The sequence below is a fragment of the Streptomyces sp. Tu 2975 genome (assembly GCF_009832925.1).
Classification (GTDB): domain Bacteria; phylum Actinomycetota; class Actinomycetes; order Streptomycetales; family Streptomycetaceae; genus Streptomyces.
Window position 1 is genome coordinate 1,367,161 of the sequence record NZ_CP047140.1, and the last position, 24,104, is coordinate 1,391,264.

At 70.3% G+C, this 24,104-nt stretch carries 19 protein-coding genes and 2 pseudogenes; 7 read left to right on the forward strand and 14 right to left on the reverse strand.

Translation table 11 applies throughout. From position 1 onward, the window contains the following. Positions 1 to 15 precede the first annotated feature (15 nt). A pseudogene (fdhD, locus tag GLX30_RS05945) lies at positions 16 to 854 on the forward strand (formate dehydrogenase accessory sulfurtransferase FdhD). Positions 855 to 961: 107 nt separating this feature from the next. Here fdhD and GLX30_RS05950 read toward each other — a convergent pair. The 8 genes and pseudogenes from GLX30_RS05950 to GLX30_RS05985 form a co-directional block, all read right to left on the reverse strand. After that, positions 962 to 1,204, reverse strand: coding sequence for a hypothetical protein (locus GLX30_RS05950; RefSeq protein WP_159684412.1), 243 nt, complete (start codon positions 1,202 to 1,204; stop codon positions 962 to 964). A 13-nt stretch (positions 1,205 to 1,217) separates the two neighbouring features. Next, the gene (locus GLX30_RS05955; protein WP_159684415.1) at positions 1,218 to 1,619 is read right to left on the reverse strand and encodes a (2Fe-2S) ferredoxin domain-containing protein; all 402 of its coding nucleotides are present in this window, start codon (positions 1,617 to 1,619) and stop codon (positions 1,218 to 1,220) included. A 246-nt stretch (positions 1,620 to 1,865) separates the two neighbouring features. Next, positions 1,866 to 2,912, reverse strand: coding sequence for a bile acid:sodium symporter family protein (locus tag GLX30_RS05960; RefSeq protein WP_244258024.1), 1,047 nt, complete (start codon positions 2,910 to 2,912; stop codon positions 1,866 to 1,868). A gap of 91 nt (positions 2,913 to 3,003) precedes the next feature. Next, a complete protein-coding gene (locus tag GLX30_RS05965) occupies positions 3,004 to 5,241 on the reverse strand; it encodes a hypothetical protein (RefSeq protein WP_159684418.1) in 2,238 nt (745 codons plus the stop codon). Then, positions 5,199 to 7,856 carry a tubulin-like doman-containing protein gene (locus GLX30_RS05970; protein ID WP_159684421.1) on the reverse strand — a complete coding sequence of 886 codons (2,658 nt, stop codon included), beginning with the start codon at positions 7,854 to 7,856 and terminating at the stop codon, positions 5,199 to 5,201. The genes GLX30_RS05965 and GLX30_RS05970 overlap by 43 nt, the downstream gene beginning before the upstream one ends. Positions 7,857 to 7,915: 59 nt before the next feature. Further along, positions 7,916 to 8,898 (reverse strand): annotated as a pseudogene (locus GLX30_RS05975) (MoxR family ATPase). Between the two features lie 60 nt (positions 8,899 to 8,958). Beyond that, positions 8,959 to 10,902, reverse strand: coding sequence for a VMAP-related conflict system protein (locus tag GLX30_RS05980; protein WP_279632628.1), 1,944 nt, complete (start codon positions 10,900 to 10,902; stop codon positions 8,959 to 8,961). 45 nt (positions 10,903 to 10,947) lie between these two features. Next, positions 10,948 to 11,298, reverse strand: a complete 351-nt coding sequence (locus GLX30_RS05985; RefSeq protein ID WP_159684426.1) for a CU044_2847 family protein — start codon at positions 11,296 to 11,298, stop codon at positions 10,948 to 10,950. Positions 11,299 to 11,503: 205 nt separating this feature from the next. On the opposite strand from GLX30_RS05985, the gene GLX30_RS05990 reads away from it, so the two are divergent. Both GLX30_RS05990 and GLX30_RS05995 read left to right on the forward strand, forming a co-directional pair. Then, on the forward strand, positions 11,504 to 12,376 hold the full coding sequence (locus GLX30_RS05990; RefSeq protein WP_159684429.1) for a LysR substrate-binding domain-containing protein: 873 nt from the start codon (positions 11,504 to 11,506) through the stop codon (positions 12,374 to 12,376). Positions 12,377 to 12,735: 359 nt separating this feature from the next. Then, on the forward strand, positions 12,736 to 14,535 hold the full coding sequence (locus GLX30_RS05995) for an AMP-dependent synthetase/ligase (RefSeq protein WP_159684432.1): 1,800 nt from the start codon (positions 12,736 to 12,738) through the stop codon (positions 14,533 to 14,535). A 7-nt stretch (positions 14,536 to 14,542) separates the two neighbouring features. On the opposite strand, the gene GLX30_RS06000 is transcribed toward GLX30_RS05995, so the two are convergent. Beyond that, positions 14,543 to 15,319, reverse strand: coding sequence for a Tat pathway signal sequence domain protein (locus tag GLX30_RS06000; RefSeq protein WP_159684434.1), 777 nt, complete (start codon positions 15,317 to 15,319; stop codon positions 14,543 to 14,545). A 405-nt stretch (positions 15,320 to 15,724) separates the two neighbouring features. Between GLX30_RS06000 and GLX30_RS06005 the strand changes: the two genes are divergently transcribed. Then, positions 15,725 to 16,555 carry an aldo/keto reductase gene (locus tag GLX30_RS06005; protein WP_159684437.1) on the forward strand — a complete coding sequence of 277 codons (831 nt, stop codon included), beginning with the start codon at positions 15,725 to 15,727 and terminating at the stop codon, positions 16,553 to 16,555. A gap of 173 nt (positions 16,556 to 16,728) precedes the next feature. Continuing rightward, positions 16,729 to 17,187 carry an RICIN domain-containing protein gene (locus tag GLX30_RS06010; RefSeq protein WP_159684439.1) on the forward strand — a complete coding sequence of 153 codons (459 nt, stop codon included), beginning with the start codon at positions 16,729 to 16,731 and terminating at the stop codon, positions 17,185 to 17,187. A 75-nt stretch (positions 17,188 to 17,262) separates the two neighbouring features. Here GLX30_RS06010 and GLX30_RS06015 read toward each other — a convergent pair whose 3' ends face one another. The 4 genes from GLX30_RS06015 to GLX30_RS06030 form a co-directional block, all read right to left on the reverse strand. Continuing rightward, positions 17,263 to 18,126, reverse strand: coding sequence for a class I SAM-dependent methyltransferase (locus GLX30_RS06015; RefSeq protein ID WP_244258026.1), 864 nt, complete (start codon positions 18,124 to 18,126; stop codon positions 17,263 to 17,265). A gap of 27 nt (positions 18,127 to 18,153) precedes the next feature. Continuing rightward, positions 18,154 to 19,116: an AraC family transcriptional regulator gene (locus GLX30_RS06020; RefSeq protein ID WP_159684444.1), complete on the reverse strand. Its 963-nt coding sequence runs from the start codon at positions 19,114 to 19,116 to the stop codon at positions 18,154 to 18,156. 87 nt (positions 19,117 to 19,203) lie between these two features. Further along, positions 19,204 to 19,941 (reverse strand): class I SAM-dependent methyltransferase, encoded by a 738-nt coding sequence (locus GLX30_RS06025; RefSeq protein WP_159684447.1) that lies wholly within the window; start codon positions 19,939 to 19,941, stop codon positions 19,204 to 19,206. 54 nt (positions 19,942 to 19,995) lie between these two features. After that, the gene (locus GLX30_RS06030) at positions 19,996 to 20,298 is read right to left on the reverse strand and encodes a 4a-hydroxytetrahydrobiopterin dehydratase (protein ID WP_159684450.1); all 303 of its coding nucleotides are present in this window, start codon (positions 20,296 to 20,298) and stop codon (positions 19,996 to 19,998) included. Between the two features lie 101 nt (positions 20,299 to 20,399). Here GLX30_RS06030 and GLX30_RS06035 point away from each other — a divergent pair, with 101 nt between their 5' ends. After that, on the forward strand, positions 20,400 to 20,906 hold the full coding sequence (locus tag GLX30_RS06035) for an FBP domain-containing protein (protein ID WP_159684453.1): 507 nt from the start codon (positions 20,400 to 20,402) through the stop codon (positions 20,904 to 20,906). A gap of 68 nt (positions 20,907 to 20,974) precedes the next feature. Here the strand turns inward: GLX30_RS06035 and GLX30_RS06040 are convergent, their stop codons facing one another. Then, the gene (locus tag GLX30_RS06040) at positions 20,975 to 22,513 is read right to left on the reverse strand and encodes an ATP-dependent DNA ligase (protein ID WP_159684455.1); all 1,539 of its coding nucleotides are present in this window, start codon (positions 22,511 to 22,513) and stop codon (positions 20,975 to 20,977) included. 189 nt (positions 22,514 to 22,702) lie between these two features. On the opposite strand from GLX30_RS06040, the gene GLX30_RS06045 reads away from it, so the two are divergent. Further along, positions 22,703 to 23,761 (forward strand): phosphatidylinositol-specific phospholipase C domain-containing protein, encoded by a 1,059-nt coding sequence (locus GLX30_RS06045; RefSeq protein WP_159684458.1) that lies wholly within the window; start codon positions 22,703 to 22,705, stop codon positions 23,759 to 23,761. The last annotated feature ends 343 nt before the right edge of the window (positions 23,762 to 24,104 follow it).

A 24,104-nucleotide genomic window follows, 5' to 3' on the forward strand; every position in this document is an offset into this window, starting at 1 on the left:
ATGGGACTGATCGCCATGGGACGGGTCACGGAGCGCCGCCGCACCATCCGCATCAGGGACGGGGTGGTCACGTCCCGTCCCGACACGCTGGTGGCCGAGGAACCGCTGGAGATCCGGCTGAACGGCAAGCCGCTCGCCATCACCATGCGCACCCCGGGCGACGACTTCGCGCTCGCGGCGGGTTTCCTGGTCAGCGAGGGCGTGCTGCACGCCGGCTCCCAGGTGCGGTCGATCGTGTACTGCGCGGGCGCCAAGGAGGACGGCACCAACACGTACAACGTGGTGGACGTCGCGCTGGCCGACGGCGTCCCGGTCCCGGACATCACCCTCGAGCGGAACGTCTACACCACGTCGTCCTGCGGCCTGTGCGGCAAGGCCAGCCTGGACGCCGTACGCACCTCCGCCCACTTCCCGATCGCCGACACTCCCCCGGTCCGCGTCGAGCCCGCTCTGCTCGCCGGCCTCCCGACCGGCTTCGGGCGGCTCAGCGGGTCTTCGACCGGACCGGGGGCCTGCACGCGGCGGCGCTGTTCTCGCCGGAGGGCGAGCTCCTCGACATCAGGGAGGACGTCGGCCGGCACAACGCGGTCGACAAGCTCGTCGGCCGGGCGCTGACCGACGACCGTCTGCCGCTGTCCCGGTCGATCCTCCTGGTCTCGGGGAGGGCGTCGTTCGAGCTGGCGCAGAAGGCGGTGATGGCGGGCATCCCGGTGCTCGCGGCCGTCTCCGCGCCGTCGTCACTGGCGGTGGACCTGGCTGCGGAAACCGGTCTGACGCTGGTCGGCTTCCTGCGCGGCAACAACATGAACGTGTACGCGGGCGACGAGCGCATCGCCCTGCACACCGGGGTCTGACGCGCCCCGCTGCACGGGATACGGACCCGGCCGGCGGGGAGCGCCCCCTGCGCCGGCCGGGTCCTTCCGTGTGCTCGGCCGCTCAGCGACCTGCCGGGGGCCGCTGATCAGGGGGCCGGGGCACGGTGCGCGGGCGACAGGCCCGAGACCGCCGGCGGCCACACGCTGTGCGGCAGCGCCCCCTCGGTCGCAGCGCCCGGCAGCCGGCGCTCGGACGGCGTGCCCGCCGACACGGTCGGCGCCGCCGGATCCGCGACCCGCTCGACGAACGGCGGAAGGTCCTGGGCACAACGGGCGCCCTCCGGCGGCAGCGCACCGGTGAGGAAGTAGCGCACCACATGACGCGCCAAGGCGGCAACGCCGCTACCGCGTGCGGACGCCGCCGGACGGCGGCGGAATCATCTGGAGCGTGAGCGTCGCCGGCGGTTCGGCGATCCCCGGCCCGCCGGCCGCCGCCCACTCCAGCACGTCGTCGGTGGCGTCGTCGTCGAGCGCCCAGCCGATCCACGCGGCACGCGCCCCGCGGCGGCGGCCCTCGGTCGACGGCTGCACGACGATCACGTTGGCCTGACCGCACGGCCCGAGACAGTCGCTGGTCCGCACCGCGAGCCGCCCTCCGGACGCGGCGGCGGCGTCCCGCAGTCTGGTGAGCTGCCCGGCGTGATCGGTACCGGGGTTCTTGCGTGCGTCACCGCAGCAACAGCCACGGCAGACGACAAGGGTGCAGGGGCGGGCGCCGAAGGGGCGTATGGCGAACGTCGTCACCGGGTGATCTTCCCAGCCGTTCGCCCTACACCCGCGCCGGGGCCGCGGTGACACCGGACACGTCCAGGAGGTCGCCCTGAGCCCATGGGTCCGGCCGCCCGCCGGGTCGGCGGGTCGGCCGGACACCGTCACTTGATGCCGTCCCACGACGCGCCATCGGTCGCAAACACGGCCCCGTGCATGTCCGCGACTCCGTGGACCGGATCCGGCCGCATCTCCGCGTCGGCGCGGCCGGTCGGGCCGCGTTCATCGGGTTCGCAGCGCCGCAGGCCTGTCGGGCGCCGAAGTGGCACGGCGCGGGGCCGGCGCGGCGTGGTCCGGGTCGTGGGCGCGGCGCTTCGCGATCACCGCGCAGACCATCAGCTGCATCTGGTGGAAGAGCATCAGCGGCAGCACCGCGAAACTCGCCTGCGCCCCGAACAGCACGGTCGCCATGGGCAGTCCCGCCGCGAGGCTCTTCTTGGAGCCCGCGAACTGGATCGCGACCCGGTCAGCACGCCCGAAGCCGAGGCGCTTCGCGCCGAACCAGGTGAGCGTCAGCATCGCCGCCAGCAGCACCGCCTCGACGGCGAGCAGCGCGCCGAGCCGTACCGGGGTGACCTGGTGCCAGACACCCGCGTTCATCCCTTCGCTGAAGGCCGTGTAGACGACGAGCAGGATCGAGCCTCGGTCGACGTGTCCGAGCACCTTCTTGTGGCGGACCAGGAAGCCGCTCACCCAGCGGCGCAGCAACTGACCCGCGAGGAACGGCACAAGGAGTTGGAGCACGATCCGCAGCAGCGAGTCCGCGGAGAAGCCGCCGGCGCCTCCGCCCAGCAGCAGGGCCGCCAGCAGCGGCGTGAGGACGATGCCGGCGAGGCTGGAGAAGGAGCCCGCGCAGATCGCCGCGGGCACGTTGCCCCGCGCCATCGAGGTGAAGGCGATCGACGACTGGATCGTGGAAGGCACCAGGCACAGGAAGAGCAGTCCGCTGTAGAGCTCGGGCGTGAGCACGGCCGGTTCGAGCCCGCGGGCGGCGAGCCCCAGCAGCGGGAAGACCACGAACGTGGCCGCGAGCACGGTGACGTGCAGCCGCCAGTGCCGCAGCCCGTCGAGCGCCTCGCGCGTGGAGAGCCGCGCGCCGTAGAGGAAGAACAGGAGGGCCACCGCGCCGGTCGACGCCCCGCCCGCGACGTCGGCCGCCCGGCCGGAGGCCGGCAGGAGTGCCGCGAGAGCCACGGTACCGAGCAGCGCCAGGATGTACGGATCGATCGGCAGCCAGGACGGCAGGCGCGGGGTAAGGCGGCGGCTCATGTGCTCCACTTGCTCTCGGTTCAGGACGTGCCCTCTCCATGCTCCTCTCCGGACAGCCGATCGGGAATCCCGTACACCGCACTCACTGTCATCACGTTCCGCGATGATCCGAGGTCGGCGCGTCAGCAGTCGGCTGAGTCCGCCCCCTGGCGTGGTGCTGCTCAAGCGCGCGCAGAGTGGGCCGGCTGGCGCGGCTCGCTCCAGGGAAGCGCAGGTCCAGCGCACCGGGAAAGGTCTTCTCCCAGAAGTCGCGCAGCGGAACCAGCCAGTGCGCACGTGCAGGAAACCGCTCGGCCAGTTCCCTGATCAGCGCGAGCTGTCTGGGCGCCACCTCGTGCACCAGCCGCAGGAAGAGCGTCGAGGGTGCCTCCGGCGTGGTGTCGAGCCCCTTGGGCCGTGCGCTCATAAGACGCCGGCACGCCCCCTCGATGATCCGGCCCTCATCGAGCAGTGCGCACTGTTCGTACGCCCGCAGTAACCCGGCCCAGCTGGAGATGTTGTCCTCGAAGGCCTCCAATCGCAGTGTGATCGCCGCCGCATCCTCGTGCTGGACACGGATGCGTATCTGCTCCGGAGAGTGCGGGGCACCCGTGATATCGACCTGACCGTTCCACATTGCGCACAGGACATGGTGCAGGATCCGACGCCGGTCGGCTTCCGTAGCCGCAAGCGAGTCATCCCGGTAACCGAGGCGCTGCCGCCACGCCAGGAAATCCTCCCCGGAGGGGTCGTCACGAGCCGCAGCCCACGTCTGCATGAGCCGCCGCACTTCTGGGACGTCACCGAGGCTCATGCCGCTGCGGAGCAGGACCACAGTGATCGAATCGGTATCGACGGCACGGAACTCGGGCACATCCGGGGGCAGCCCGAGGTGCTCCCGCAGGAAGGCCGCAGCACGATCGTCGTCCTGGGTCTGTGGGTGTACCACGAGCGCGGTCAGCCGTCCGCTACCCTCCGGTGCGAAACCTTCGGGAACCAACCCTGCCAACTGGGACCGGAACTGGTCCAACCAAGGGGACCCGGCCAGCTGCGAGGCCCCGTCGTCGCCGGCTGCCGTCTCCAGCAGAAGCTGCAGTGACGGCAACAAGGGGCCCGCGCCGGAGCCCTCGGATTCGTTGATCGCTTCTGTCACCTGCTGCCGGACGATGTCCTCAATCTCGGCGAGCACGGCCTCTGGGGTCCGTGTGCCCTTATGCGGGGAACGCATCCAGCCGTCCGGCTCGAGCAGACGCTTGATCAGGTCAGCGGCTCCCCGGTTGTTTGCCTGGCCCTCTCCAGGGAGCAGCTTGGCCAGGACCTGGTCGCAGAGATCACCGAGCGTATTCACCGGCGGAAGCAGGTACCGGGTTCCAATACGGTGGCCGGCATAGAGTTGCGTGTGGCGCTCGGTGAAGCGTTCTCGCTCGCGCTCTGCGTACCGGCGCAGGTGCTCGACCAGCGCGCTCAGGTCCTTGGCCGCGCGGTCCATGACCGGCCGCCAGATCGCCTCGCGATCCTTCCACTTCTGGTGCCACAGCTGACGGCCCTGCCAGCTGTACCACATGTCCTGTGCGTGGACAACCTGTTGCACTCCGGGATCGCTCCAGCGCGCCGGCCTCATGCCCCCGGCCGTCCTTCTGATCAGGGGAAGCTGAGGAGCATCCGAACCGACTCCCTCCGGCGGTTGCGGAGCGCTGCTCAGCAACTCGAGCATGCCCAGGAACCCCATCTCCGCGGCAGCGTGCCGATGACCAGGTAGCCCGGTCATCTGTTTCTCCAACTGGAAGGGGTCTACCGCACGGAGCAGATCGCGGGCCCGCCGGCCCGGTCGGAAGTGGTCCAACAGGCTGGCCATCACCGCGTCGATATGCCCCTCGAGGCGTGAGAGCTCGGTCTCCATACTTTCGAGACGGTCGAGCAGAGCTCGCCTGATCGCGCCGGCTCCCTTGGGCAAAGGATCCGGCGGGGGCAGAGCAGGCACCTCGCGAGTCCACAACGGGCCGAGGTCGAAACGTTCGAACATCTCACGGACGAGCAACTCGCCGTCGTCGTCCTGCCTCCGCGCCATTCCGTCGAGGTCCGTGATCGCCTCGGCCAGAATCCGCCCCGCCACAAGATCGGCCAGATCATGAACGGGGGCCACGAGCGAGGCGGACACGACCGTGGACAACGGCCGCTGCCCGATACCCGACGCACTGGGCATGAAACGTTCCGAGGCCTGGTTGGCGAAGCTCGCCCAGAACCACTGATGGTCCGGTCCTCCACCCCCTGGGACCGCGTCCTGCGCAGATTGCCCGACAATCGCGATCACCGTCGCAGCGATCGAGCGGCGTAGATCATCTGGTGCCATGCCGGCACTCCGGCTGAACAACAAAGCGGTCTGCACCGTCGAGGGGGCAGCGTGACGAACCCCTCACCGGGATACCGCACGCCGAGCAGGCCGTCCTCGGCCGCGCTGCCGAAATCTGCGTTCCCCACTTGCCGCGCGTTCTGCTGATCGATGAGGCGGGCCAGATCGATCACGGCACCCGCCGCGTTCAGTTCCGCCTCGCGACCGCCGCCGGCTCCCGGCGGGAAAGCGGACGGCATGACCACGAGCGGATGGATCCTCACGCCAGGGAAACGCAATCTGCGGAACTCGTGGCTGATCAAATGTATGACGTCGTAGAAGATGCCTGCGCCCGTGCCGCCCGCTACCGAGAACGCAACGAACACGTCGCAGCCACGGATTCGTCCGCCGCCCACCTCCAGCAGGTCGCTCTGCGAGCGGCCGATCGCGGAGATTGCCTCACTCAGCTGACGCATCACCGGCCCGAGCCCACTGCGCAGCGTCGCGAAGAGCGCCGCCCTGGCCACTGTGGGCAGCTGACCGGCCCCGAGGTGCAGGGGTGCAACCTTCGGCTGCCGGTCCTGCGGCGGCAGCCAGGCGCGGGTCTCCTCGTGCATCGCGACCCGCAGCATCCGGGTCACCTCCGGCGAACTGTCGTAGCCGGCGGGGGACAGAGGGTGGAGAATCCGTGAAGTGGCATCGAAAGCTGCCGGGTCAGGGCCCTGGTACGCCTGCCGTGGCAGGTCGAGTTCGGACTCGCTGATGTCCGCATAGACGAACTGCAGGCAGTTCGGCAGTTGGAACGGCAGCCGACGTCCGTCGGTGATCAAGTTGCGCCCGTCGGGACCGCACACTCCACTGCGCAGTCCACGCTCCAGGTCTGCACCGATTCTGATTCCCGTACCCCCGAGACCCACGAAGAGCACGGGCTGGTGGATGCGGCCCACCGTCGCGACCGTGCAGGGCCCGCCCGTGGCCGGCCCTGTCGGCCGACTGGACCGCGAGGGCCCGCTCTCGGAAAGAGTCGCCTCCAGGCTGGACGGCTCGTGCTCGTCGCCGTCCGTGGCGTCCCTTGAGGAAGCGGACCCGCCCAGCCTTTGGGCGACTTCGGCAGGCACCTGGGCGAAGGGCTCCCGCGTCGTGTCGAGAAGCTGGTCACCCGATCCTGTGAGCGACGCCATCAGCGACGTGGTGTCGCGGGACTGACCGGCTCGCTCCGCAATGTAGGCGGACACCTCGTCATGGACGCGAGCCGTCTCGGACAGGCGGATGCTTCCGAGCAGTACGTCCCTGACTCCGGGCAGGAAATCGTACGGGATATGGCCGAGCGCCTCGTGGCCGCCGGCTTGTCGCATGAGTCCGCTGACGAACACCTCTGCGAGGTGGGCAGGGCGTGATGCCGGGAGCATGACTCGCTGCACCAGGCGCATCGTGGGCAGGGTCAGCGGTGCCGCGGCCAGGTATCCCGCCAGTCTGAAAGCCTCAGGAGAAGCCGCCGACCGGAAGGCTACGACCAGGTCGGCGGCGTGCTCCGGGAAGGAGCCGCGTCCTACCGCGCCGTGCGTGCTGTCCCGCACCGTCGGCGCCGCCGCAGCCACCACCCCGTCGACTCCGCCCTCGGCTGCACCGCTGATGAGCTTGGCCCACGAGCCCAGCCACTCAGGCTGAATTTCAAGTAGGGGAACGGGCATGCTGTCGCGCTGGTCCGTACCGGTCACGCCATCGGCCGGTACGGCTGTCAGCAGGGTGTTCGGAACTCCCGGCGTGGAGGAATAGAGGCGCACGGGTACGGGCGTGACGCCTGTCCGGTTCCACAGACGTTGCGGCAGCGGCTGCAGAATCGCCACCGGCCCGCTCCGCCCCCAGAGTGCGAGCGTCCTGCCCGCCTCGCCCGACCACCAGATGTCATCGACACAGTCACTGACCACCAGCATGGCCTGCCGCCCCGACGGGTCCACCAGCTCCCGTGGCGAGTGCATGCTCCCCGTCGTTGCACGCGGGGTGACACCGAGCGTCCCGTCCTGTGCCTTGCGCAGATACCAGACCCGAACGTCACGGAAGGCGCCGAGACGTCCCAGCAGCTCGCGCAATTCGTCGACAAGAGGCCGCCACACGGCCATGGAAGGACCGACGTCCACCACCAGGACCAGGCTCAACCAGCGTTCCGGAGCCGGCTTCAGGAGCGGCAGCACCAGTCCTTCGTCAGCGATGCGGTCCGCAGTGGCCACCTCGTCGAGCAACAGCTGCCGAGCCGAAGGAACCGTGCGTTTGAGCGGTCGCAGCGCACGCAACAGATCCAGTCCACCAGGCAGCGCCGCCGTCACCGGAGAGCGGACCACTTCAGCCGTCGCCGCCGACTGCCGAACCGGGGAGTCGGGACTCTGCGGCGTGTACAGCAACGCATGGTCCGGCGGGCCTGGGCTCGGTGGGGAGTCCTGCCCCTGAGGCCAGATACCGGCGTGCGCGTCGCTCTCCGACTCGGTGTCCCCGCGCCACTCGGCCTCGTCACCGGTAGAAGCGGAGGCTGCCGGCAGATCCTCCGCGGCTGCACTCGCGTCAACGCCGCTCTTGCCCGCGTTGCCACCCTCGACCTCGATGATACGGGCCGCCAACCAGACGGCTTCAGCGACTTCCATGGCTGTTACGTCAAGGTCTGCCGTACCCAGTGCGGCGACGATGCCCTCCATAGACACGGCTAAGCCGACGGCGCCCGTAGGTACTGCAGCAACTGGTCCGCGAGCTCCTCCCGCCCCAAGCCGCCTTCACGAGCGGCGTGCGCGGTCAGATAAATGGCATTGAGCAACTGGTCCGTCGCCAGATCACCATGCCTTCGGCGCTCCAGGAACCGTTCGACGAGGTCGTCGGCCAGCGAGTCGGCCCCCTGACCGAGGCGGGCACGCACGATGTCGGTCAACTGCTCACGGGTCGGTGGGCCGATCTCGACAGTGATACAGCGGCGGAGGAACGCTGGGGGGAATTCACGCTCACCGTTGCTGGTGAGAATCACAACGGGAAAGGCGCGGCACCGCACCCGCCCTTCCTGCACCGGAACACGCGTCGCACCGTCGGCCGTGCTGACATGCACGGTCGACTGGCTGGTCGCCGCTCGAACAAGCTCCGGAATCTGGTAGTCGCCTGACTCGAAGACGGTGAGCAGGTCGTTGGGCAGGTCGATGTCCCCCTTGTCGATCTCGTCAATGAGGAGGGCTCGCGGGCGCTGGTACGGCAGCAGAGCGGTGCCCAGGGGCCCCAGGGTGATGTAGCGGCCGATGTCGCTCTCGACCTTCTGGTCCTTCAGGTTCACATCGTGCAGCCGGCTGATGGCGTCGTATCTGTACAGGCCGTCCCCAGGGTGGTCCTGCTGGTGATCGGCCAGCGCAGCAGGGGGCCGAGGCGCAGCTCGTAGGCGATGGCGAGTGCGAGAGTGGACTTGCCGACACCCGGCTTTCCGGTCACCAGCAGCGGCCGTCTCAAGTACAGGGCCGCATTGACGAGATCCAGAATCGCCGGATCCACCTGGTACGAGGCGGCACGTTTGATGTCGGCCGGTTTCCACGCCTCCGTGACGGGTTCGACCGCCGTCTCCTCGTCGAACGAACGCCAACTCGGCGGAGCGGGGAGGCGGTCGATGCCGTCGTGTTGATCGTTCGTGCCACGGAAGATGTGCCACTCGCTCACTGTCGTACCTCCTTCGTCCTGACGTCTTCTTTCGTGACGGACCCGGCGCGGACAGCGTCGTCATGGCCAGGATGGGGCGACAAGGGCCCTTGCGCCGCCGTCCGGGACCTCGCGGGTCGGGTCGTCCCACAGCAGTGTGAGCGCCCGTCCGCAGTGATCGCTGTCCTGGGGCCGCACTCTGGCGTCGATCCTCAGTCTCTTCACCAGCTTGGGCAGTTCGGAGAGCGGCTGCCCGGTCATTTGGCGTTCGACGGCCCGCTGGAAACGGTCACCGGTGCACGCGGGGGCAGGTTCTTCGGACACCACCCCACACGCGTCCACTGCTCGCGCACGACCGGCCGGCGCGTGCTCGGGGCACGTCGCACGAGGCCACACCGCAGCGGGGATCCCGGCATGAATCGCCGCCTCGAGCGCTTGCCTGCCCGTGCCGTTGTCGGGTTGGTAGGAAATCCCCAGCACGGCCAGCGAGTTCGCCTGCTGGAGGGAAGCGAACAGCGTGCCTATGTCGCCGCTGCTCCGACAATCGACCCAGTTGACCGACGCGGGGTCATCCGCCTTGGCACCGGTCTCGATGTGTCTCCAGCGGTGCAACCAGCTTCCGCGTGTCACCGGGGTGCGGTCCAATGCTCGCAGCACGACGACGAACAGCGTTCCAAGCGGCGCCCACTTGTGGCCGAGGTCCCATTCATCCACCACTGCCTCTGTCAGCAGCTTGCGCGGCAGGGTGAACTCGACGACGATCTCCTCCGCTTGTCCCTTCAACTGCTGCAGGACCAGCGGTAGTTCTTTGCGCACATGGTCACGGGCCTGCGCCAGCGTCACTGCTTCGTCCATACAGACGGCCTGCACAGGGCAGCCAGGCGGGTCCATGTGTTTCCATATGCTGAGCAGGTACCGTCGCCGGTTGGAACCCGACGGTGTCAATCGCACTTCGATCGCAGAGCACTGGGTTCCGCCCGTTGTCCTCCCATCGAAGGCCTCTTCACACGGCGCATACGGCTCACCGAGCCTATCGGCGATGATTCCCGGCAGTTTCCTTAGCCGGCGGGTGGAAGGCTCGTGGTTCGACGCCTGCGTGTGGTAGCCGCCGCCTGCCCGTCGGGCGTGCTCAACCGCCACGATCTCGGCGAGACGCACCAAGGGATGGGGTGCGCCCACGCGGGCGGGCTGGGCATCTGCGCACTCCCGGACCAGAGCGGTGCTGTTCTCCAGCGGCTTGTCCGGTGCCCGGCCGAGTTCGCCGACCGCCCGCCAGTACAGGGCGTTGGGGTTTACGGCCAACTGGTCGGCGGCGGTCGCCAGCTCGCGGCACTCGGCCTCGGACAACAGCCCTCGGTACGCCGATTCATGCCGGAGGTCGCCGAAGAGCGCCCACAAGTCGTCACCCGGGGGACGCGCCGCCCACTGATTCGAATCCCATACGTCATGGAACCGGCGGCTCACCACAGAAGCGGGGAGCGCCAGGCCCCCCATGTCCGATCCTTCCTTCCGGGTTGTGGTCACCAAGCCGACGACCCTTCCAGACTTCAGATCGAGCAACGGCCCTCCGGACATACCCGGCGCCAACTCTCCGGCTTTGACCTTCAGCATCTCCTCATCACAGAAGCCAGCAGGTCCCTCGCACTCAACTGTGCTTGCGCCGAGTTGGGGCGTGCCACGCTGATAGAGAGCGCTGAAGCCGGCGGCGAGGAGCTGGGCCCCCGGCGCAGGTTTCGCGGTTGTCAGCGAGAACCATGAGTGGTCACGAGGCAGGTACGGCAGGGTGATGACGGCGAGGTCCGGGTACCCCCAGAGTCCCGCTCCCTCATGGGCGTTCGGAACGGCTTCCACCAGTCCTTCGTAGTCCTCCCCCTCCCAACGCACCTGCACGCGATCGACGGTGCGGATCACACCCAGCGTGTCAGGAACTTTGGCGGCCACTACATGAGCACACGTCAGGACACGTCCGGGCGCGGCGAAGAACCCCGTACCGCCGCGTACTCCCGCCCCATGGACATGGACCACGAAACGACCCAAACGACCGAGGAAGTTGCCGGCGTCCAAGGGCGTTCACTGCCCTGCCGCGGAGGCGTTTTTCTGCCACTCGAGACGCACCCTGATCGTGGCCTTCGTCTCCGCGTCCGCCAGAAGGCAGACCAAGCGAGATCCCTTCAACGCCACTTCGAAGCCGAGCTCGACCTCGGCCACGTCCGGTCCGACCGATGCGACGGCCCTGTGGACCTCGGCGGCGACTCCCCGGATCGCCGTGCTGACAGTTGAGAAGGACAGAGCGTCGCGCAGACCGACATTGCTGGGACCCTGGTCGTCCTCCTCGTCCTGTGCGCGGTGCAGATGCTGCGCCCTTACCAGGACAGTCCCGCCGTCGGGCAGATCGAGTTCGACCACATCTGCATCCTGCATCCGTCCCCCTCGACTTGTGCCGCCCCGCAGCAGACGGCCGTACCAGACGACGATTGTGCCCCATCAAGCTCACGCACGCCGTCGTGTTGGCGGATGCACCACAGCGGAGGCAGGCGGACCCGCGGCCGGCGTCAGCTGCCGTGTCACCGACGCTGCCGAGGTGCCTCGTACGTCTCCGCTCCCCTGCTCGGCATACCCTCGGCACATGTACGACCCGACCCAGTTGCGTACGTTCCTGGCCGTGGCGCAGACGCTGAACTTCACGCAGGCCGCCCGCCGCCTGGGGCTGCGCCAGTCGACGGTCAGCCAGCACGTGCGCCGGCTCGAGGACGCCACCGGCCGGCCGCTGTTCAGCCGCGACACCCACAGCGTGGAGCTGACGGAGGACGGCGAGGCCATGCTCGGCTTCGCCCGCACGATCCTTCAGGCGCAGGAGCGCGCCGCCGCCTGGTTCACGGGCACCCGGCTGCGAGGGCGGCTGCGGTTCGGCGCGTCGGAAGACTTCGTCCTGACCCGGCTGCCGGAGATCCTCGAGGCGTTCCGCCGCGACCATCCCGAGGTGGACCTCGAACTCACCGTGGAGCTGTCGGGCACCCTGCACAAGCGGCTGGAGGCGGGCCGGCTGGACCTGGTGCTCGCCAAGCGCGGCCCTGGCGCCACGCACGGCGAGCTGGTCTGGCGGGACCGCATGGTGTGGATCTCGGCCGAGGGACTGCGGGTGGATCCGGAGCGCCCGCTGCCGCTGATCCTCTTTCCGCCACCGGCCGTCACCCGGGCCCGCGCCCTGGAGGTGCTGGAGCAGTCGGGCCGGTCCTGGCGGATCGCCTGTACGAGCGGCAGCCTCAGCGGACTGGTGGCCGCCGCCCGCGCCGGTCTGGGCGTGATGGCCCACTCCCGCGGGCTGATCCCGCCCGGCCTGGTGACGGTGCCGGACCGGGCAGGGCTGCCCGAGCTGGGCACCGTCGACTTCGTGCTCCTCCAGGGCCGCCGCAGGGACGCGGCCAAAGAGGCCGCTGAGGCGCTGGCCGCCTCCCTGCTGGCAGCGGGCGACCGGCTGCACGGCACCGTGCCCCGCTGACGCCGGCGGCAACGGCAGCCCCGGCAACGGCGACGGCGACGCCCCGGCGACGGGACGAGGCGCAGCGCAAACTCGACGGAAGCGTTCCATCCGGTACGGACCGGGACCGTCGGCCGTAGAGCGCCGGTGATCACGCCGTACAGATTCGGTGGAGATTGCAGACGGGACTCCTTACCGGCCGGTCAGTAATCGGCTCCCACGCGGCCGTCCACTCCCCGGTCACCGCCGCTGACCTGTGCCTACGTCTTTCGTCCACAGTTCACGAGGACCCTCCCGCCCGACGAAATCGTGGGGTACGGTCACGGCGCTGTGCGGAGCGCCACAAGGAGCAGCCATTGCGCGAGTTCACTGTCCCACCCATGGCCGCGGCGCCTCAGGTCGGCGGACTTGCGGACGCGGTCTTCGACCATGCCCTCGACGACCCCGACCATGTCGCGCTCGGCCGCAAGGACGGTGAGGGCCGCTGGCAGGACGTGACGTCGGCGCAGTTCCGTGACGAGGTGCTGGCGCTGGCCAAAGGGCTGCTCGCGCACGGCGTCCGGTTCGGCGACCGCGTCGCCCTGATGAGCCGTACGCGCTACGAGTGGACGCTGTTCGACTTCGCGCTGTGGACCGTCGGCGCCCAGTCCGTGCCGCTGTACCCGACCTCGTCGGCCGAGCAGGTCTTCTGGATGCTGCACGACTCGGAGGTCTCCGCGTGCATGGTCGAGTACGAGGACCACGCCATGACGATCGGCTCCGTGATCGACCGGCTGCCGCTGATGAAGCGGCTGTGGCAGTTGGACGCGGGCGCGGTGGAGGAACTGGTCGCGGCAGGCGCGCACATCGACGACGACGTGGTGCACCGGCACCGGCGGGCGGTGACGCCCGACTCGGTGGCCACGATCATCTACACGTCCGGCACCACGGGCCGCCCCAAAGGCTGCGTGATCACCCACTCCAACTTCATGTTCGAGGCGGACACGATGATCGGCCGGTGGGAGCCGGTGTTCCACTCCAAGCCGGGCGACGAGGCCTCCACCCTGCTGTTCCTGCCGCTGTCGCACGTCTTCGGCCGGATGGTCGAGGTGGCGGCGATCCGCGGGCGGGTCAAACTGGGCCACCAGCCGGTGCTCCAGGCGAGCGCGCTGCTGCCCGATCTGGCCGCGTTCCGGCCCTCGTTCATCCTGGCCGTCCCGTACATCTTCGAAAAGGTCTTCAACGCCGCCCGTCGCAAGGCGGAGAGCGCAGGCAAGGCGGGCGCCTTCGACAAGGCGGCCGAGGTGGCCGTGAGGTACGCGGAGGCTCTGGAGCACCGGGCCTTCGGTCTCGGCCCGGGCCCTTCCGCGGGTCTGCGGATGCAGCACCAGCTCTTCGAGAAGCTGGTGTACGGGAAGGTCCGCGACGCGATGGGCGGCCGGGTGCGCCACGCGATGTCCGGCGGATCCGGCATGGACCGGCGACTCGGGCTGTTCTTCGAGGGCGCGGGCGTCACCATCTTCGAGGGCTACGGACTCACCGAGTCGACGGCCGCCGCCACCGCGAACCCGCCCGAGCGCACCCGGTACGGCACCGTCGGCCTGCCCGTCCCCGGCACGACCGTGCACATCGCGGAGGACGGCGAGGTGTGGCTGCACGGGGCAAACATCTTCCAGGGGTATCTGGGTGACCCGAAGGCCACCGACGCGGTGCTGCACGACGGATGGCTCGCCACCGGTGACCTGGGCGCCCTCGACGAGGACGGCTATCTGACCATCACCGGGCGGAAGAAGGAGATCCTGGTGACCTCCGGCGGCAAGAGCGTCTCGCCCGCCGGACTGGAGGAGCGGGTGCGCGCGCACCCGCTGGTGGCGCAGTGCATCGTCGTCGGCAACGACCGGCCCTACATCGCGGCGCTCGTCACCCTCGACCAGGAGTCGGTGGAGCACTGGCTGGCCATTCAGGGCAGGCCGCTGCTGCCACCCGCGGAGATGGTGCGCGACCCGGACCTGGAGATGGAGATCCGCCGCGCGGTGGTCGCCGCGAACACCCTGGTCTCCAAGTCCGAGTCGATCCGTACGTTCCGGATCCTGGCGCATCCCTTCAGCGAGGAGCACGGGTTGCTGACGCCGTCGCTGAAGCTGAAGCGGAAGGCGATCGAGAACGCCTACTCCGCCGAGGTCGACGCCCTCTACGGCTGAGCGGGCCTCAGACGAGCTGGTAGGCCCGCATGCGGGTGAGCAGCATGTGGCAGTTCTGGAGCGAGCCGGAAGTGTCCCCGAGCGAGCGGTAGATGCCCCACTTGGGGCGGACCCGGTCCGCGAGGAAGGTGTCGACGCCCGATTCGGACGCGTCGATCAGCGTGGCGCCGCCGCTCTTGAGGATCCAGCGCACGGTGCCGGACGTGCCGTTGCCGATCTTCATCCGCAGGTCGACGTCGGTCCACCTGTCGTGGAGCGGTCCGAGGTCGGTCCGGCCCACGAGCACGTCCCCGGTGAACACCTTGAGCTCGATGGTCTGCACGCCGCCGACGCGACGCAGCGACTGGACGACGATCGGGGACGTGCCGGTGCCCGGCTGCTTCATCTGCATGATGTGGGTGAAGGTGCTGGTCGCCTTGAGCGAGCTGGGCAGGAACATCGAGTAGGTGATCCGCCAGGTCTGTCCGGACGTCCAGCGGAGGTACCCGTCGCCGTTGCGGCAGCCGGTGACCTCCTGGCGCTGCCGGTCGGTGTGCGTGTCACGGTCGGCCGTGTGCATGGTGAAGCGGAAGTTGTCGCCCTCGGTGCGGATGTGGGGCGCGCCGGACGGGTGCGAGCCGGCGCGGTCGTCCTCGATCGTCTCGAAGGCCCGGAGCCCGTCGCGGCTCGCGGAGGGCGACCAGCGCAGCTGCCAGGAGGCGGCGCTCGCCGGTGTCGCGGGAAGTCCGGCCGCGACCGCGCCGCCGAGTGCCGCGCCGAGCACCGCCCTGCGGGATGCGTTCATGTTCTTGGTCCTTCCTTGCGGTGGAGGTGCCCGGGTACTGCCGGCAGCACGCTGTCCGGCCGGTCGACGAGGCCGCACACGAGCGTGCGGTCGGGCGAGAGCCGGCAGGCCGGGTCGGTGCGCGTGGCGTCGCCGGTGAGGGCGTGGGCCTGCCACCGGTAGCCGCCGAGGTCCTTGATGTGGGGGTCAGGAGTCCTGCTGGGCCGAACAGACCGAGACGGTGTTCATGTCGGTGTGCATCGTTCAGCGATCTGAAGCAGAGTCCCGCGTTGACGGGTTGCGGTCAATGGTCTGGACCGAGGACGAGGGAGCGGTATCGCGCCAACTTCGAAGGCGGGAATGCGTCCACCGCGATGATCGTTGACGATGGGAGTACCCAACCGACGACGTAAGGATCGACCGCTCGTGAGCAAGGTCCCCTTCATCACCCTCAACAACGGCGTCGCGATGCCGCAACTCGGCTTCGGTGTCTGGCAGGTGCCCGACGACGAAGCGGCGCAGACGGTCACCACCGCCCTGGAGGCGGGATACCGCAGCATCGACACCGCCGCCATCTACGGGAACGAAGCGGGCACCGGCAAGGCCGTCACCGGCTCCGGGATCGCCCGCGAGGAGCTGTTCGTCACCACCAAGCTGTGGAACTCCGAGCAGGGATACGACTCGACGCTGCGCGCCTTCGACGCCTCGCTCGGGAAGCTGGGGCTCGACTACGTCGACCTGTACCTCATCCACTGGCCGATGCCGGCCATGGACACCTACGTGGACACGTACAAGGCCTTCGAGAAGATCCTCGCCGACGGCCGCGCCAAATCCATCGGCGTGTCCAACTTCCGCGTCGAGGACCTCGAGCGCCTCATGGGTGAGACGTCCGTCGTCCCCGCTGTGAACCAGGTCGAGCTGCACCCGCAGCTCCAGCAGTCCGGGCTCAGGGACTTCCACGAGAAGCACGGCATCGCCACCGAGGCCTGGTCACCGCTCGGACAGGGCAAGGATCTCCTCCAGGCGCCCACCGTCGTCGCGGTCGCCCGCAAGCACGACCGCACACCCGCCCAGGTGGTGCTGCGCTGGCACCTCCAGGTCGGGAACGTCGTCATTCCCAAGTCCGTGACCCCGTCCCGGATCCAGGAGAACATCGACGTGTTCGACTTCGAGCTCGACGCCGACGACCTGGCGGCGTTCACCGCGCTGGACGAGGGCCGGCGGCTCGGTCCGGAGCCGGCGGACGTCAACTCCTGAGCCGTCCTTCCACGGGGACGAGGAGCCTTCGAGAACGGTGAACGGCGGGCCGGGGAACCGGCCCGCCGTTCGCTGTCGCGGGTGGGGCGACGCCGCGGCGGGCCACTGTCGGTGGCGGGTGCGACGATGATCCCCGCCTCACACCCGGAGGCGCCGGACGGGAGGCGGGGAGCGTGAACGGGCCACTTGAGCCAGGGGTCTACCTGGTGCGCAACGTCGGCAGCGGGCTGCTGCTGGAGGTGCTCGGGGGACGCGGCGGCAGCGGCGTCAACGTCCAGCAGGGCAAGGAGAACGGTTCGCCGGCCCAGCAGTGGCGTATCGAGCCGGTGCCCAACGGCAACGGGCTGTACCACTTCGTCAACGTGGCCGGCGGCAAACGCCTCGACGTGGCGAACGCCTCGACGGAGAACGGCGCCAACGTCCAGCAGTGGAAGGCGAACAACTTCGGCGCCCAGGAGTGGATCGTCGAACAGCATCTCGACTCGCCGGGCACGGTGACCATCGTCAGCTTCATCAGCGGACTGCTGCTTGAGGTGGCCGGCGGTTCGAGTGAGGACGGGGCGAACGTCCAGCAGTGGGAGGACACCGACTCCCCGGGCCAGTGGTGGCGGTTGGAGCCGGTGCCCTCCTGACGGGCCGGACCGGATACGGGCCGCAGCGCTCGCGTCCCCTTCGACCGCGCATCCGGTTCGGTCCCGGAGTCCGGTTCAGTCCTTGCGGGCCGTGAACACCGTGCGCGCGGCCAGCATGTACGCGTCGGACCGCCGCAGCAGCCCTTCCGGGTCCTCGGGGTCGAGCAGCCGGTCCAGGGTCGCGATGTCCTCGTCGGGCAGCAGCCCCTCGACCAACCGGCGCTGCCACGCGAAGGCGGACACCAACTGCTCCCGCACCGCCGCCGGCGCGGGCGCCGGGATGTCGAGGAGGAAGGAGCGCGTACCGCTCGGCGTCAGCCCCGACGCGGCGAGCAGTGCCCGCCAGTCCTCGGCCTCGTCCTTCGCGCCGGGCAGTTCCGACCGCATCCGCGCGAACCACTCGTCGACGGCGGCACCGACCCGGCTCTCCAGGCCGGGCCTGCCGATCCCGAAGTCGCGCGGCAGATGACGGGCCGGCAGCCCGCCCTCGAGGACGGCGACCAGACCGCCCGGCCGCACGAGGCGGGCCAGCGCCCCGAGCGCGGCGCGCTGGTCGCCCAGGTGGTGCACGGATCCTGCCGCCCAGACGAGGTCCGCCTCCCCGAGGTCCTGGATGCCGTCGGGCAGTTCGGCACGATGCGTACGGACGCGGTCGGCCTGGCCGTTGCGGGCGGCGCGCGCCTGTGCCCGTTCCAGCAGCGGTGCGGCGGCGTCCACGGCGACGACCTCGGCGTACGGGAACGCCTCCGCCAGCAGGCCGGTGATCACTCCGGGGCCGCTGCCGATGTCGAGTACGCGCCGGACGCCGCCGGCCGGCACCAGCTCGCGAAGCCAGTCGGCCGTCTGCCGGTACATGGGGCCCTGCAGTTCCGCGCCCTGCTCCAGCAACTGCGCGTGCTCGTCCCAGTCGATGTGGGTGGAGTCGTGGTGATGGCTCATGGCCACAGAGTGGACCGCGTCCTGCGATTACGGCGAGCTTTGTTGCCGTTCCGGCAAAGCACCACCCGTTCGGTGCTCCTGCGGGCTGATGCCCCGTACCCGCTTGAAGGCGGCGCTCAGCGCGAACGAGCCGCTGTAGCCGACCTTTCTGGCCACCGCCTCCACCGTCGTGTCGCTCTCGCGCAGCAGATCGGCGGCGAGCGCGAGCCGCCAGCCGGTGAGGTACGCCATCGGTGGCTCGCCGACGAGATCGTTGAAGCGCCGGGCGAGCGCCGCACGGGAGACCCCGCACTCGGCGGCCAGCGTCGCGACGGTCCATGGGCGGGCCGGGCCGTCCTGGATCAGCCGCAGCGCCTGCCCGACCACCGGGTCGCCCATGGCCCGGTACCAGGCGGGGGCCTCGGCGTCCGGGCGGGAGAACCAGGTGCGCAGCACCGCGATCAGCAGCAGGTCCAGCACCCGGTCGAGCACCACGCTCTGGCCGGGGTCGTCACGGGCGATCTCCTCGTCGAGCACGGTCATCAGCGGGTGGTTCCACACCTCTGCCGACAGGTGCAGCAGCGGCGGCAGTGCGTCCAGCAGCCGGCCGCTGACCTCGCCCTTCATCTGGTAGGTGCCGATCAGCATGGACGTCGAGCCGTCGGGCGCGTTGCCCCAGGTACGCACGCCGAGCCGCATGGCCTGGGCGAGCGGTTCCCCCTGGAGCGTGTGGCACGTGCCGCCGGGTCCGATCCTCGCCTGCGGCTCCGCACCGGGCGCGTGGGAGACCGTGTACGGCTCCGGTCCGCGTGCGACCGCCACGTCGCCGGGCCGCAGCAGCACCGGTTCGCCGGAGGCCGGGGCGATCCACGACTCCCCCTGGGTGACGCACATGAGACAGAGCGGGGCCTCGTCGTCGATGTGCACGGACCACGGCGGCTCCATCACCATGCGCAGCAGAAAAGCCCCCCTGGCCCGCGGCCCGTCCAGAAGTCCGGCGAGAGCGTCCATGGCCACCAGCGTAGACGGACGCGTATGCCGGCACGGCCGCGACACCTGCCGACGGCACCGGCGACGGCCTGCGGGGAGCCGGCCGCGTCAGCCTTCCTTGCGGAACGCGCGCAGGGTGTACGACGGATCGGGGCGGCGGCTGTCCTGGCCGGGCAGCAGCGCCAGTTGCGCGGCGAGCGCGCGGGCCGTCGCGCCGTCCGTGCCGGTGAACCAGGAGCGGAAGCGTCCCGCCGAGAGGGCGGTGGCGGCGTCGCGAGGTGTGCGGCCCTGGCCGTGTCCGGCGAACCGCGTGCCGCCTACGGGCCGCAGGCCGTGCGCAGCGGCGTACTCCTCGACCCTGTCGGAGCGGTCGGAGGCCGCGGCGAAGGAGCGATGGGGGCGCAGGACGGTGTCGATGTCGCTGTCCACGTCGTGACCGGCGTCCTTGTCGACGGTGGTGACGAACACCCCGCCGGGCCTGAGCACCCGGGCGGCCTCCGCGACGACCGCGGCGGACCGGGGCACGAGGTGCAGCAGCCACACGGCGCTGACCGCGTCCACGGCCGCGTCGCGCAGCGGCAGCCGCCGTACGTCGCCGAGGACCACGGCGCCGCCGATGCGGCAGGTGGCCTTGCGGGCCATCCCGTACGAACCGTCGCAGCCGAGCACGCGCAGCCCGGGGCGGCGCAGCCGTTCCGTCACCAGGCCGGTGCCGCAGCCGATGTCGAGCAGCGTGCGCGCCCGGTCCGGCACCAGGCCGAGGACGGCCGCGGCGGCGGCCTCCGCCCTGGGCACGCCGCCGCGGGTGGCGTCGTACGCGTCGGCCTCACGGTCGTAGTCGAGCATGACCAGGAGCATGCCGGACCGGCGGGCGGACGGCCGCTCATTTCGCGACCCGGGCTAGTTCGCCCCGTGGGCCGGGGCGATCTGCTCGACGCGCTCGGCCAGGGCGAAGTCGCGTTCCGTCAGGGCGTTCACGTCGTGCGACTGGACGGTCAGGGCGACCGTGTTGTAGCCGAGGGTGAGGTCGGAGTGGTGGTTCAGCTCCTCCTGGATCTGGGCGACGTGGACGACCAGGGCGGTCGCCGCGAAGTGTGAGTCGAGGCGGTAGGAGCGGGCGATCCTGTCGCCTTCCAGGGACCAGCCGGGAAGCTCCCGGAGCCGGTCCTCGATCTCCTTCTGCGACAGCGGCTCTGTGGGCATGGCCAGGATCCTTCCGGCAGGGGCGGCGGACGGGAACACCATAGATCCGATGCCCGATAAATCGGGTGCCTGCACGGGCCACGCTGTGTACGTTCCACCGAGTGGAACCATTGACCGACAAACAGATCCGCGCCTGCTTCGTGAACTGCACCAAGGGTGAGGCGACGCGTCTGCGCCTGCCCGCCGACTTCGCCGAAGTCCCCTGGTCCGACCTGGACTTCCTGGGCTGGGTCGATCCAGGAGCACCGCTGAAGGCGCATCTGGTGCTGCCGCGGGAGGACGGACCGGTCGGTATCACCCTCCGTGTCCCGTCCACCGGACGGACCAGTGCGGTGAAGTCGAGCATGTGCCAGGCGTGCCTCACCGCCCACGCCTCGTCGGGGGTGACCCTGTTCGCGGCGCCGCTGGCCGGCGCGGCGGGACGGGAGGGGAACACGGTCGGCACGTATCTGTGCGCCGATCTGGCCTGCTCGCTGTACATCCGCGGCAAGAGGCAGCCGAAGCTGCGCCACGGACGTTACGAGGAGAACCTCACGCTGGAGGAGCAGATCGACCGGACCACGGGCAACCTGTGGGCCTTCGCCGACAAGGTGCTCGGCCTGCGCTGAGCAGACGGGCAGGGCGGGTCGCCGGCTGCTGATCCGCTGCCGGCAGCGGATCAGCGGCCGGGTTCGTATCAGCGGCCGGCGGCCAGGACCTGTTCGATCGTGTCGGCCTCCGCCGCGGATTTGTCCGGCCGGTGGCGCAGCACCCGCGCGAACCGCAGGGCGACGCCCGCGGGGTAGCGGGTGGACCGCTGAAGCCCGTCGTAGGCGATCTCCACGACCAGTTCCGGCCGGACGCGCACGGTGAAACCGTCGTCCTCGACGGCCAGTTCCCCGAGCATGTCGGTCTGCCGGCGCAGCATCTCGTCGGTGAGTCCCTTGAAGGTCTTGCCGAGCATCACGAAGCCGCCGTCGGACGAGCGGGCACCGAGGTGGAGGTTGGAGAGCAGTCCGGTGCGCCGGCCGTGGCCCCGTTCGACGGCCAGGACCACCAGGTCGAGGGTGTGGACCGGCTTGACCTTGAGCCATGAGCGGCCGCGGCGGCCGGCGCTGTACGGCGCGTCCAGTGCCTTGACGAGGACGCCCTCCTGTCCCCGGTCCAGGGTCGCGGTGAAGAACTCCTCCGCGGCGGCGACCTGGGCCGGATCGGACGGGTCCTCGACGACCGTGCGCCGCACCCGCGTCGGTTCGGGGACGAGCCGGGCGAGGATCCGGTGCCGTTCACGGCCCGGCAGGTCGAGCGCCGGCTCCCCGTCGGCGGCGAGGACGTCGAAGTACACCGGGTACAGCGGCAGAGTGGTGCGGGCCGCCTCGACGTCGAGACGCGAGCCCACGCGGGAGGCGATGTCCTGGAAGGGGACGGGCCTGCCGTCGGCGGCCATCGCGATGACCTCCCCGTCGAGGATGAACCGGTCGCCCGTCATCTCCCGTGTCCGCTGGGCCACTTCGGGCAGCCGGTCGGTGATGTCGTCGAGGGACCTGGTGAAGATCCGGACATCGGACCCGTCCCGATGCACCTGCACGCGGATGCCGTCGAGTTTCTCCTCGACGACGCAGGCGGCATCGAGGGCCTTGACGGCCTCGGTCACGGATTTCGCGCTGTGGGCGAGCATGGGCTGTACGGGGTTGCCGACCCGCAGCCGGAACTGCTCGAGTGCCGCCGGCCCGCCGGCGAGCAGCGCCGCCGCGACGCGGGGCAGTGATCCTTCCAGCATGACGGCGCGGCGCACGTCCGCCGACGGAGCTCCCGCGGCCTTCGCGACGGCCTCCAGCGCGACGGCGTCCAGGGCGCCCTGACGGACCTCTCCGGTGAGGAGCCGTACAAGGAACTCCTGCTCCTCTGCGGTGGCCGCCGACATCAGCCGGTGCACCCGGGTGCGGCGTTCCGCCTGGGCGCCGGGGCCGGAGACCTGGGCGAGGGCCGCGAGCGCGGCGTCGGTCCCGCCGACGGTGAGGGACGGCACGGCGGCGGGCGGCACGGACTCCTTGAGGACGCTCCAGCCGATGCCGATGCGGCCCTGGGGCACCCTCCCGGCCAGGTAGGAGATGACCAGGGCCACGTCCTCCGGCCAGGCCTCCGCGAAGAGGTCCGCCAGCGCGGCGATCTTGCGCGAGCGGGCCGATGTGGCGGCCACCTCACGGGACACTTCGGCGACGCGGGCGAGCAGCATGCGGCCATCGTGCCCCGGCCGGGCGACGCACGCACCCCCGGCGCCGCGCCATGGCCCGCCGGCCCTCGGCGGCCTGCCCGCACCGCACACCGGAGGCGTCCGCAACGGCCGGGTTCAGTCTCCCCATGGTTCACCCAACTCCCCTAATGTTCCGTCGATTTGACCGATCGACGCACAGACAGGGGCCCCATGGGCACGTTCTCTCGCGCCGCTACGACGACGGCCGTAGCGGCCGGACTGCTGGCAGCCGCACTCGCTCCGGCGCAGGCGTCCACCACCGGCCCGGCGGACACCGGGCAGCTGCCCTACTCCGCCACCACCGGGGTCGGCGTCCACAACGCCTACGAGAAGTCGAAGTACCCGTACTTCGCGGACGCGCTCGACTCGGGCGCGGCAATGCTCGAGATCGACGTGTGGACCAACGCCTTCGGCAGATCGTGGCGGGTCTCGCACAGCAACCCGGTGGGCAACGACAACAACTGCGTGAACGCCGCCGTCGCCGCCGAGCTGCGCGCCAAGTCCCGCAACCAGGACCTGGGCGGCTGCCTCGCCGACATGCGGGCCTGGCACGACGCGCACCCGGACCACCGGCCGATCCTGATCAAGCTGGAGTTCAAGGACGGCTTCCAGGGCGGACAGGGCCGCGGGCCGGCGGGATTGGACGCCCTGCTGAGGGCGCGGCTCGGTGACGCCCTGTTCCGGCCCGCGGACCTGGCCGGCGGGCACCCGGATCTGGACACCGCGGTGCGGACGGACGGCTGGCCCGCGCGTTCCGCGCTGGCCGGGAAGTTCGTGGTCGAGCTGATCCCGGGCACGCTCGAGGAGGACAACCCGTTCGACTCGCTGTGGACCGACCGTGAGTACGCGACGCATCTGCGCGACCTGCGGTCGGCGGGCCGTCTCGGCGAGGCGGGCGCCTTCCCCGCCGTGCACCACGCCGCGGCGGGCGATCCGCGCAGCCGGTACGCGGACGCCTCGATCCGGCCGTGGTTCGTCGTGTTCGACGGAAACGCGGGGGTGTACGCGGGCGGGTCGGTCGACACCTCCTGGTACGACCGCAACCACTACCTCGTCGTGATGACGGACGCGCACGGCGTCGCGCCCGCGATCGACGGGACGAATCCGACGGAGCAGCAGGCCCGCGACCGTGTGGCACTGCTGGCGGGGCGGCACGCGAGCGTGGTGTCCGCCGACTGGTACCCGCTGCCGCAGGTGCTGGGTTCCGTGGTCGCGCGGGGCGGCGGGTGAGCCGGAGGTGCGCGGCGAGCGGGCCAGGGGCCGGAAGCCACCTGGGGTAACGGCGAGTAACACTCGTCACAACCAGGGCCGGGATTCCACGGTACGCCGTTCGATGGTTTATCGTTCATCTACACGTGGATGTGAAGGGGACGCAGTCCCCCGCGCTCGCCATCTGCGCACCGGGATGACCGTCGGACCGACACTCCCGAGGAGCGCGCCGTCCGGCGACGACCGCCGTTCGCACCACGCCCAGTGACTGCCCCGGCCGGAAACCCCCGTCCGGCCGGGGCCTCCCCTTCCCCGCCTGCCACACTCCCGGCCGACGCCGCACGGATCCGCCCTGCGGGGTACC